Origin of the sequence: Neobacillus citreus, assembly GCF_018343545.2 — a bacterium.
In the GTDB taxonomy this organism is placed as follows: Bacteria; Bacillota; Bacilli; order Bacillales; family Cytobacillaceae; genus Neobacillus; species Neobacillus citreus.
Genome location: NZ_JAGYPE020000015.1, coordinates 84,940 through 95,891, shown reverse-complemented (window position 1 = coordinate 95,891; position 10,952 = coordinate 84,940). Strand labels below are relative to the sequence as shown.

Here is a 10,952-nt window from a genome sequence, read left to right as displayed (position 1 = left end):
TAAAAATCTCTATACCTTAATTATACAAAAAAGACTGCCAGCAAACCCGAATTTTTTCGAATTTGTCGACAGTCTGAAACCCCAATTATTAATGGGGTTTTTTTCTTGCAAAATTTTTCTTCTGATGTTTTCTTTCACCATTTTTCTTTTGATGGACATTTTTCATTTGTTGTCCATCTTGTCGTTTTTTTGCAGAAGTGTCCGGCTGAGTTTCTTTTTCCTTATTCGCATTCCCTAGATTTTGTTTATTTATTCTAATATTTAGCTCTTTTTCAATTAAATCAAGAGTCGGCCGGTCCTTAGTAGAATAAAGGGTGATAGCTAGTCCTTTCATCCCTGCACGTCCGGTCCTGCCGATTCTATGAATATAACTCTCGGGATCCTGAGGAATATCGTAATTAAACACATGGGTTACACCTTCTACGTCAAGTCCTCTTGCTGCTACATCTGTGGCAATTAGCAATTGTATTTCCGCATCCCGAAACCGTTTCATGACCTGCTCTCGTTTTGTCTGTGACAAATCACCATGCAATTCATCACAGGGAAATCCATGGCTTTTTAGAATTTCATAAAGCTTGGAAACTCTCCGTTTTGTCCGGCAAAAAATCACTGCTAAAAATGGCCGATGCGTTTCAATTAATTGGATAAGAGTTGCCTGCTTCGCACGGTCAATCGTATGAATGGCAATCTGTTTCACATTGTCAGCTGGTCCCTGAACTTTTTCGACTTGAATATATTCCGGGGTCCGCATGTATTTATTTGCAAGCTTTTTAACCTCAGGAGGAATTGTTGCTGAGAAAAGCATGGTCTGCCTGCTTGCGGGCGTTTCTTTAATGATATCCTCAACCTCGCTGAGAAATCCAATATGAAGCATTTGGTCTGCTTCATCTAGAACAAGATAAGATACATTCGCTAATTGGATTGTTTCCCTTCGAATATGATCGAGAAGCCTGCCCGGAGTCCCTACAACAATCTGTGGATGGTTCTTCAATTTCTTTAATTGTCTGTCAACATCCTGCCCGCCATAAACAGCTAGAACATTTATATCATCGAAATCATGAATCAATTTTTCAATTTCATCCGTAATTTGCAAAGCCAATTCTCTCGTTGGCGTCACAATAAGGGCTTGAATATGACCTTCTTTTCTATTCAATTTTTCAAGGATGGGTAGGATAAAGGCCAGCGTCTTGCCTGTACCTGTTTGTGCTTGGGCAATTGTATCCATGTCCTTCATAATAATCGGAATCGCCCGGTGTTGAATCGGTGTTGGGGTTGCAATCCCATACCCGCGTAATTTATCCACTACTGTGGTTGAAATCCCTAATGATAAAAATTCTGACAAATAACCGCCTACTTTCTGTATTACCTTCCACTAATAATGATTGTTTTCCACAATAATTTCAATTATTCATTTGCGAAAATTGAATTTACCAGCAAAAAAGCAAAAGGCTGCTGAGATATCTCAGGCAGCCTGGTATTTTTATAAAGGTTCTTTTAGATTATATTTTTTGAGAATGCTTTCTATTTTCAAACCAGTACTTACGTCACCTTTCACCTTCACTTTTCCTGTCAGCAGGGCCATCGTACCGCTCATTTTACACAAAACAAATTTTTTGAAGGTATCATAGTTTAAAGACATCGTCACGTTAGGGGCAACTTGGACTCCTTCTTTAATTGTTAATGTACCATCATGAAAATAATGCTGATAGGTTGACGGCATCTGGTCATACACATCGTATTGAACAACAGCGTTAAAGCCTTGGATTGGACCTGGATTTTCATTAAAGATTTCTTCAATTCTTGCCATTAAATCCGTTAAAGAATACTCTTGAATCGCCTTTTCCATTAAGGAAGTCCTCCTTTAAATAGACCTTTAATTCAATGATACTGTTTCGTATCACAAGGATAAAGTGCAATTTGATGAACTCTTTAAAATACCTAATAAAAAAATTAGCTACTTGAAATATTGGATTCATAAATATCAATGATATATTTAAACTATCTATTAATTCCGGTACCAATTATCGATTTTCACGAATGAAACATAGGAGGAACTCTCGTTGGATTTACACCAGTTATATGTGTTTACAAAGGTGGTTGAACATAAAAGCTTTTCGAAGGCCGCTGAGGATATTTTTCTAAGTCAATCTACTGTCAGTTCCCATATTCAGGCCTTGGAAAAAACATTGAATGTGCAGCTTTTTGATCGCGTTGGCCGTGAAAGTATACTGACTCCCCACGGTGAGCGGCTTTATCAGTGGGCGCTTAAACTATTGCTCTTAAAAGACCAGGCTTTAATGGATTTAAAACAAGGAATGACTGAACTTCGAGGCATGATTCGGGTTGCCGCAAGCTCGGTGCCGGGGCAGTTCCTTCTGCCGAAAATGGTCAAGAGTTTTAGAGAAGATTACGAAAATGCCATGTTTCATATTAGCCAATCCTCCTCAAAAAATGTCGTGGAAAAAGTACTAAACGGATCCGTCGAAATTGGGGTCTTAGGAGAAAAGTATGAAAGCGATAAACTTCACTATATACCGCTATTAAAGGAGAAGCTTGTTCTAATTACAGCAAATGAACGAAATATAACAGAACCGGTAAACATTCAAGAGATTTTGAAGTATCCATTTATCATGAGGAACTCCGAGTCTGGAACAAATGCCATTCTTGAAAGGGTTCTAAAGAAACATAAAATATCAAAGGATAAATTGAATATTATTGCTTATACAGATTCCAGTCAGAGCTTAATACAGTTTGTCATACAAGATATTGGCATCTCGATTATTTCCGAAATAGCCGCACGAGAATATGCTGCCCAAAACAGACTTAAAATGTATGAAATTCCTGGATTTGATGAGGAAAGATACTTTTATCTCACCTATAACATCCATAAAACCCAATCCATCTTAGCCAAACTATTTATTGAAAAAGCCGCTGAATTTCTCTAAAAAACTTTGACGGGGGCATGCCCCCGCTGCTGTAAAGTATAACGTCCGGCAGTTCCCAAGTTCTTTAATGATTTAAGGTTTAAGGATTACTTTGATGCAGCCCTCGGTTTTAGTATCAAATACTTCGTAACCGTGCTTGGCTCGGTCTAGTGGAAGAACGTGTGTGATAATGTCAGATGGGTTAAATTCCCCCCTGTTTACCATGTCATACAGAAACGGCATGTAAAGGTATTACCGGTGCCTGTCCCATCTTAATATCCTCATTACGCTGAAAGAAATCCCCCAGCGGAAAGGCATTGTATCTGCCGCCATAAACTCCGGTAAGTTGTACCGTACCGCCTTTTCTTACAGCCTGGCTGGCCATAACAACCGCCCCCATCGCCCCGCCGTGCAGTTTCATCCCTGAAGCTAGGAATTCCAATGGGGTCATTTTCCCATCCATCCCTACTGCATCAATGACAATATCCGCTCCGCCCTGGGTGATTTCTAACAAGTAATCCCCGACATTTTCATGATCCTCAAAATTGACAACTTCGACTTTATTCGTGCGTTTTGCATGCTCAAGGCGGTAGCCCACATAATGCTATAAGGAATTATGCTGCAGCGATCACAGAAACCGCCACACCTGAATTAAAAGCGGCACTGCGTGAACAATTGAACCTTGATTTAACTGTTGCGGACACGGCCATAAATCTTGCGCAAAAAATGGGTCAGCAATAGAAAAGGAGAACACTTCGGTTCTCCTTTATATTTTGATGGCCATTTCCTTTAATTTCTTCTTATCAATTTTCCCCACATGGGTTTTAGGAAGTTCATTTACTTGAATAAATCTTTTAGGAATTTTATAACGCCCTAGTTTGGCTTCACAATATGTTTTTAGTTCGCCTTCAGTTATGCTCCATTCCTTAAAAACTATAAAAGCAGCTACCACTTCGCCCCATTTTTCGTCTGGCAGGCCGATTACAGCAGCCTCTTCGATAGCTGGATGTTCCGCAAGCCAATGCTCAATTTCCAAGGGATAAATATTTTCGCCGCCAGTGATAATCATATCCTTTTTCCGGCCGACAATATAATAATAGCCCTGCTCATCCCTTCTGGCTAAATCCCCTGTGCGGATCCAGTCATCCGTCATTGTTTCGTTCGTCGCTTGTTCATTATTCCAATAGAACGAAAAAGCATGCTTGCCCCTGATTAATAGTTCGCCGACTTCGTTTGCTGTGGCTTCCCTGCCATCTGTCTTTTCAAGGATGATGGAATTAAACATCATGGGTTTGCCGACTGAGCCGCGCTTTATCTGCGCTTCCTCGGGACTTATATAAAAATTATTCGGCCCTGCTTCTGTCAACCCATACCCCTCTTTAAAGGCCAAGCCCTTTTTTTGAAACGCCTCATAAATTTGCATGGGACATGGCGCCGCCCCAGATATGAAGATTTTCATCGAAGGAAAATGGCTGCTTTTAAATTCTTCCGATTGGATTAACATATGATACATCGTTGGTACTAGGAGAATAATTGTACATTGGTAACGATTTATGGATTCTACCGCTTCTGCCGCATCAAAATGGTCCCGAATGACAACGGTCCCGCCCATCATAAGGATAGGAATGCTTAACGCATTCAGGCCGCCGGTATGAAACATGGGCATATAATTGACGGTGACATCTTGATCCGTCAGCCCCCAGCTCAAAATAGAATTTATCCCATTCCAGAGGATGGAGCGATGGCTTAATACAACGCCTTTTGGCTTCCCGGTTGTACCGCCCGTGTAAATCATCGCTAATTGGTCGGTTTCAGAAATTTCTTCTACTTTTTGAAGAAATTTAATTTCAGAATAAATAGAGCCTCCGACCATAAAAGAGTGTGGTTTTTGCTCAGGAAGCTGATCATATATTTGAATAAATTGTTCATGTACCCCGATCAGAATCGGTGTGCAGTCCTGCAATATTTCGTTTATTTCATGAACCGAAAGCCTCCAGTTCAGTGGTACAAAAATGGCGCCAATTTTTCCGCAGGCAAATAATAAATCAAAATAGCATATATCGTTTGGGGCCAAGAGAGCTACCCGATCGCCTTTTTTTACGCCTCTGTTTAGCAGGTTTGCTGCCGCATTGTTCGCCCGTGCGCTCAATTGTTCGTAAGTCCAAGTCTCGTTTGTATTAACATCGATTATGGCAGCTTTATTTGGCGATAATCTCGCTCTACTTTCCAGCCAATCCAGTTCCCACCTCACCAAAACTCGCTCCTTCACTACTAGATGGTGCTATTTTAGCTGGGAATGGTTACATATGAGTTACACCGAACGAGATTCCTAGGTTTTAAGAAAGGGTTATCAGCACTTTTCGGATTATATCTACAATTTTCTAAAGATATCTACGAAATTCATTAGGATATCTACAATTTTAAAAATTTATCTACAAATTTAAGGAACATATCTACAAAGTTCACAATGTAGACAATAATTCGAAGCGTCAAAAAAAACGACCCCCTCAAAGACCGTTTTCCACTAACTTATTATACCTGCACTTCTTTCTCCAAAAACTTTGTCATCTCCTTCAACAATTGCGGCAGGTCATCCACTAATGGGGAGTGACCACAGTTTTTCAATTCCACATAGGTCGCCTTATCTCCCAAATCTGCTAAAAGCTCATTCGTCATTTCTCTGGCAATGACCATATCCCTTTCACCATATAAGACCAGAACAGGAACATGAATGTCGTCGACCTTGCCATTTCCAGGAACAAGTCCATTATGAAAATGGCTGATATTAAAGGTATTGTTGCAGTGATGGACCTCGGCCAAATTGCGCTGCGTCCGCATGTCCTGAACATACTCATCATAAAGATCAGGTGCCGGCTGGTTGTGAGTGTAAATGACTGCGTTCCAAATTAATTTCAGTAACGCAGCATCATTGGTATCATAGGCGGCTTGCACAGGAATCGTGCGGATAAGGTCCCGCTTTATCTCTTCATGTAAGGTAAATCGGCGCGACTCATCAGCATCACTCAATTTCCCGTCGAAAGGATAGCCTCTCGTGGATTCGGAAGCAAGCAATATTAATTTATTGCAATATCCTGGATAATCAGCGGCGAATTGCATACCCACTGCACCTCCGGTTGACCAGCCGACAAGCGCAAAGTCTTTCAAACCAATCGCGTCTACAAACAGTTTGACATCATCAGCGAAATCCTTAATCGACATAATTAGGTTGTTATAGGTAGACAGGCCGAATCCCCGCAAATCAATGGCAAACAATTTATATTTCTCATCCATATTTTCAAGAACGAGATCCCAGTGCTTGGATGAAGTCATATTACCATGGACTAATAATACTTTTATTTCTCCGCCTTCCCTTTCCCGGTAAAAAAGCGTTTCTCCGTTTGAAAGCTCGACACTCTTCACTGATACGTTTACCATTCCTATCATCCCTTCCCCCATTTAATGGTAGTCGCTCCCCACGCATAGCCAATCCCGGCGCTGACAAAAACGACAAGATCGCCGTCCTTCACTTTCTCTTTCCGTAAAGCCAGCTCCAACGACAAGATTTGATCTATCTGCCCAATATGACCGTAATCCTCCAAATAAATTGCCTGCTCGTCGGACAAGCCCAGTTCTCTTAAAACATATTCATGAGCGGATTTTTTCATGTGAAGAATCGCTAAATACGCAATATCGTCCACTGTATACCCACTCTTCCGAACCGATTCGCGAATGACTTTTAAAAAATTGCTCATTGATTTTTCCTCAAGGCGCTGTTTCATCCCCTCAGGGTCAAGTACATCGAGCATGTTCAAGCGTTTGGCAATCGCCTCGCTCGAGATTGGATGTTTAGTGCCGCCGGCAACGACGACGACGTCCTCGGAAAAAGAACCATCCGTCAGGATTACCGTCTCCAGCAAAAGATTTTCCGAATAATCCTTTTGAAGAAGAATGGCCCCGCCGCCAGCGCCAAGATTATACATAAATCTTGTTCTAGGGTTCTCGTAATCTATGAAATCAACATTTCGGTAACCCCCGGCAAGAAGAACCGTTCGTATACCTGGGTCAGAGAGCATCATGCTTTTCGCCACCTTCAACGCCATCACGGTTGTGCCGCACCTTAAAGCCGTATCAAACGCCCAGGCATTAAAAGCGCCGATTGCTTCCTGCAGCTTGATTCCCGCCGTCCAGAGTGGATATTCCTTATGCTCCTCACCGATATAAATGACGAGGTCAATATCCAAAGGATTAAACGAGGCCTTCTCAAGCGCCTTTCTTGCAGCAAGGATGCCCATTTCACAGGTATGGTCATCGGGACCTGGAATATGCTTTTTCCTAATCCCCATTTTTTCTTCTACAACGGTCACCGGAATGCCTGCCTTATCGGCGATTTCCCGACCAGTCATTGTTTTTTCCGGCAAGTATATCCCTGTACTGACTATGCCTATTTGCAAAACGATCACCTACTCTATGAATCTTCCGCAATTTCCTTCATAAACAACATCGCCTCTTCAATCGTTTCGAATAAAGTTTCCCGGTCTTCCTGCACATGGGTCACTTTAATCCTCCAGTGCCGGGACCCGGTCTCCTTTTCGACTGCAGCCAATTGAAAACGAACGACAAAGGAGGTAACTTGATTCGTATCCATTGACGCCTCCTTCTAGCCCGCCAGCTTTTCTTTTTTATTGACTGCCTGCTGCTTTTTCCGCTTCCAGGTTATGGTCCTTAACGTACCGACAATTCCTTTCGGGAAAAACATGACCACTAAAATATAAATAATGCCAAAAAAGATAATCCAGCGTTCAAAAATCCAATGCTCTTTCGCCAGCTCTGTCAGCCAGTCATGGGCAAATTCAATTAATCCGGCACCGATCATCGCACCATATAGTGTGCCGACACCGCCGATAATCGTCATTAACAACGCATCCAATGTGATGTCCATCGAAAAAACACTTGTATTAACAAACCGTAGTGACATCGCATAAAGAATGCCCGCTACACCGGCTAATACTCCGGAAACGATGCTTGCGGCAATTTTATAGTGGAGGACATGAAAGCCAAGTGACTCGGTGCGCTGCTCATTCTCGCGAATCGCTTGAAGCACCCGTCCCAATGGTGAATTGGTAAACCGCTTTAAAATCATAAACACCACCGCCATAATCAGCAGACAAATCAGATAGTAATCGGTCCGGTCAATAAATTGCTCCGGAACACGAAATGTAAAGCCATCATTCCCATGGGTCAGGCTCCGCCATTTTTCTGCCGCTACTAGAAACAATCCCGATAAAGACAACGTTAACATCGCATAAAAGTGGCTTTTTAAGCGGAGCGTCAAAAGCCCGACTAAAAAGCTGACCAGCGCCGTTAAAGCAAGTGTTGCCAATAGTGCAAGCAGGAAATTCAGCATCGTCGGCTCAAATCGCTTCATAAAAATCCCGATCGAATAAGCTCCGATTCCAAAAAACATCGCGTGACCAAAAGAAACAATACCGGTAAAACCAAGGAGCAGGTCATAGCTCATTGCAAATACCGAAAAAATAAATATTTGCGTTAATAAAATCATCAGATTACGAGATTCATAGACAAATGGCAAGAGGAAGAGAAATGCTGCAACTATCCAAAATAATGTTGTTCCCTTATTAGTTCGTAACCACTTCATATTCTCACCCCTTTGCCCCAAATAGTCCTTGCGGCCGAATAATCAATACAACTGCCATTAACAGCATATTAACAGCAAGCGACAAATCCGGAACATAGTACGCCATAAACGAACCGGACAGCCCCACAAGAATGGCCGCCAAAATGGAACCACTGAAATTGCCCATGCCCCCGATGACTACCACGATAAAGGCTAAAATGGCAAACTCCATTCCCATCCCGGCATGGATGACTCCGGAATATGGCCCCAAAAGAACTCCGCCGAGAGCGGCCATTCCTGCACCAATCATAAATACAAACATAAATACCTTTTGAATATTGATACCTAATGCCTGGACCATTTCCTTATTCATTACGCCAGCTCGGACGACAAGGCCGATTTTCGTTTTTTTGAGCAAAAATTGCACGCACGTATAAATAAGCAGGCCAGCCAAAATAATAAATACCCGATATTTAATGATAATCACGCCGCCTAGTTCCCAGCTTCCCTTTAAATAATCCGGTGGCGTGGCGGTAATTTGATTAGGTCCCCAAATCACCTTCAGCATTTCCGAAAGTACAAGCATGAGCCCAAGTGTAATTAAAATTTGCTGGACATGATTCCCATAAACCGGTTTGATAATCCATTTTTCCGTGATGATGCCTAAAAGGAATCCGGTCAGGACGGCACCGGCAATCCCAATCAGAAAGCTCCCCGTTTTTCCATAAATCCATAAACCGCTGTAAGCTCCCCAGGCAAATAACCCGCCATGGGCAAAGTTCAATACATCCATTAACCCAAATATTAGCGTTAACCCGGCTGCCAGCAGGAAAATGAGCATCCCAGTCGCCAGCCCATTTAAAGCCAAATTGAAGAATAAATCCACAAAGGTCTTCCCCTTTCCTAGGCAATCCCTAAATATTTTCGTTTCTTTTCCTCGTTTTCTTTCAATTCCTGCATTGTTCCATGGCTTACTGTCTGGCCGTCATCAATAATGTAATAACGGTCACCGATCGTACTCGCCATCATGAAATTTTGCTCGACCAAAACAATGGTTGTCTGCTCCTTCATTTGGGTAATGGATTCCATCACCTTTTCCACAACGATTGGAGCCAATCCCTTACTCGGCTCATCGATTAATAGCAATTCATTCTCATTAATATAGGCCCTGGCAATGGCCAGCATTTGCTTCTGCCCCCCACTTAACAGCCCTCCTGGCTTTTTCCAAAACTTTTTCAAGTCGGGAAACAGCTCCAGGATCCAATCCATTCTCTTCAAGGTTTCTGTATTTTCCTTTTGCATTGCCACTTTCATATTTTCCTCAACGGTTAAGCCTGAAAAAATCCCTTGGTCTTCCGGTACAAAACCAATCCCTTTTTTGGCAATGGTATAGGGGGCAAGAGTCTGAATGGACTCCCCTTTAAAGATCACACTTCCTTTGGAAGCAGGCGTAAACCCCATGATAGTCCGTAAAGTGGTCGTCTTACCTGCTCCATTTCGGCCAAGCAAAACGGTCACTTCTCCCTTTTTCACTTCCAACGAAACACCCTGAAGAATATGATATTGGCCAATATGTGTTTCTATGTCCTTTAGCTGCAGTAGTTCGCTCATTCGTAAAGCCCTCCTAAATAGGCCGACTGAACCGTCTCATTTTTCATGATTTCCTCTGGCGTGCCGTCAGCCAGAAGCCTGCCGTTAAACAAAACCATGACAGAATCGGACAAATCTAAAATCATATCCATTTTGTGTTCAATTAGAATGATGGTTCGATCCCCTTGCTGCTTAATCCGCTTGATGACCTCCAAAATCGCTGGAACCTCCTCTAGGGACATCCCCGCGGTCGGTTCATCCAGTAGCAAAACCTCTGTTTCCAATGCCAGCAGCATGGCAATTTCCAGCTTCCGCTTTTCACCATGGGCAAGGTTAGCGGCAAGTGAGTCCTGTTTGTCATCGAGAAGCACCAGCCTCAGCCATTCCAGCGCCTTCTCTTCAAATTGGCGATATTTTTTATAATGAAAGAGCATTTGATAGCGGACTCCCGACTGCGATTGGACAGCGAGCCGGACATTTTCCAAAACGGTTAAATTGGGAAATACATTTGTAATTTGAAAGGAACGGCCAATTCCTGCCCTGGTTCGTTTCGTCGGTGAAAAAGCAGTGATGTCTTTCCCCCGGTAATAAATTTTCCCTTTTGTCGGCGTAAGCTGCCCGCTTAATAGATTAAAAAAGGTCGTTTTTCCGGCGCCATTCGGCCCGATAATTGACTTAAAGTGTTTTTCAGGAACTGTTAATGTAACGGAATCAACCGCGGTATGACCGCCAAAGGTTATCGATAAATCATTTGTTTCAATCAATGCTGCCAAACATATCACCACCCTAGATTACAAATAGGA

At 42.5% G+C, this 10,952-nt stretch carries 12 protein-coding genes and 1 pseudogene; 2 read left to right on the top strand and 11 right to left on the bottom strand.

Annotation, left to right across the window (positions count from 1 at the left end; genetic code table 11):
• Nucleotides 1-88: 88 nt before the first annotated feature.
• Nucleotides 89-1,342 carry a DEAD/DEAH box helicase gene (locus tag KHB02_RS11010; protein WP_213144455.1) on the bottom strand — a complete coding sequence of 418 codons (1,254 nt, stop codon included), beginning with the start codon at nt 1,340-1,342 and terminating at the stop codon, nt 89-91.
• Between the two features lie 138 nt (nt 1,343-1,480).
• Complete coding sequence (locus tag KHB02_RS11005) at nt 1,481-1,846, bottom strand: SCP2 sterol-binding domain-containing protein (protein ID WP_241113813.1); 366 nt, start codon at nt 1,844-1,846, stop codon at nt 1,481-1,483.
• 214 nt (nt 1,847-2,060) lie between these two features.
• Here KHB02_RS11005 and KHB02_RS11000 point away from each other — a divergent pair, with 214 nt between their 5' ends.
• Nucleotides 2,061-2,945 carry a selenium metabolism-associated LysR family transcriptional regulator gene (locus KHB02_RS11000; RefSeq protein ID WP_213144454.1) on the top strand — a complete coding sequence of 295 codons (885 nt, stop codon included), beginning with the start codon at nt 2,061-2,063 and terminating at the stop codon, nt 2,943-2,945.
• A 72-nt stretch (nt 2,946-3,017) separates the two neighbouring features.
• On the opposite strand, the pseudogene KHB02_RS10995 reads toward KHB02_RS11000, so the two are convergent.
• Nucleotides 3,018-3,525: pseudogene (locus tag KHB02_RS10995) on the bottom strand (MDR/zinc-dependent alcohol dehydrogenase-like family protein); the annotation flags it as partial.
• Here KHB02_RS10995 and KHB02_RS10990 point away from each other — a divergent pair.
• A complete protein-coding gene (locus KHB02_RS10990; protein ID WP_213144453.1) occupies nt 3,498-3,665 on the top strand; it encodes a spore coat protein in 168 nt (55 codons plus the stop codon). The pseudogene KHB02_RS10995 and the gene KHB02_RS10990 overlap by 28 nt on opposite strands.
• Nucleotides 3,666-3,690: 25 nt before the next feature.
• On the opposite strand, the gene KHB02_RS10985 is transcribed toward KHB02_RS10990, so the two are convergent.
• From KHB02_RS10985 to KHB02_RS10950, 8 genes are all read right to left on the bottom strand, one after another.
• On the bottom strand, nt 3,691-5,175 hold the full coding sequence (locus KHB02_RS10985) for an acyl-CoA synthetase (RefSeq protein ID WP_213144452.1): 1,485 nt from the start codon (nt 5,173-5,175) through the stop codon (nt 3,691-3,693).
• 281 nt (nt 5,176-5,456) lie between these two features.
• The gene (phaZ, locus tag KHB02_RS10980) at nt 5,457-6,359 is read right to left on the bottom strand and encodes an intracellular short-chain-length polyhydroxyalkanoate depolymerase (protein ID WP_213144451.1); all 903 of its coding nucleotides are present in this window, start codon (nt 6,357-6,359) and stop codon (nt 5,457-5,459) included.
• Nucleotides 6,360-6,364: 5 nt separating this feature from the next.
• The gene (locus tag KHB02_RS10975; protein WP_213144510.1) at nt 6,365-7,375 is read right to left on the bottom strand and encodes a 3-oxoacyl-ACP synthase; all 1,011 of its coding nucleotides are present in this window, start codon (nt 7,373-7,375) and stop codon (nt 6,365-6,367) included.
• A gap of 14 nt (nt 7,376-7,389) precedes the next feature.
• Nucleotides 7,390-7,569, bottom strand: a complete 180-nt coding sequence (locus KHB02_RS10970; protein ID WP_213144450.1) for a hypothetical protein — start codon at nt 7,567-7,569, stop codon at nt 7,390-7,392.
• Nucleotides 7,570-7,581: 12 nt separating this feature from the next.
• On the bottom strand, nt 7,582-8,580 hold the full coding sequence (locus tag KHB02_RS10965) for a branched-chain amino acid ABC transporter permease (protein WP_213144449.1): 999 nt from the start codon (nt 8,578-8,580) through the stop codon (nt 7,582-7,584).
• Nucleotides 8,581-8,584: 4 nt separating this feature from the next.
• Nucleotides 8,585-9,445: a branched-chain amino acid ABC transporter permease gene (locus KHB02_RS10960; protein ID WP_213144448.1), complete on the bottom strand. Its 861-nt coding sequence runs from the start codon at nt 9,443-9,445 to the stop codon at nt 8,585-8,587.
• 17 nt (nt 9,446-9,462) lie between these two features.
• Nucleotides 9,463-10,170: an ABC transporter ATP-binding protein gene (locus KHB02_RS10955; RefSeq protein WP_213144447.1), complete on the bottom strand. Its 708-nt coding sequence runs from the start codon at nt 10,168-10,170 to the stop codon at nt 9,463-9,465.
• Nucleotides 10,167-10,922, bottom strand: a complete 756-nt coding sequence (locus KHB02_RS10950; RefSeq protein WP_213144446.1) for an ABC transporter ATP-binding protein — start codon at nt 10,920-10,922, stop codon at nt 10,167-10,169. The genes KHB02_RS10955 and KHB02_RS10950 overlap by 4 nt, the downstream gene beginning before the upstream one ends.
• Nucleotides 10,923-10,952: the final 30 nt, after the last annotated feature.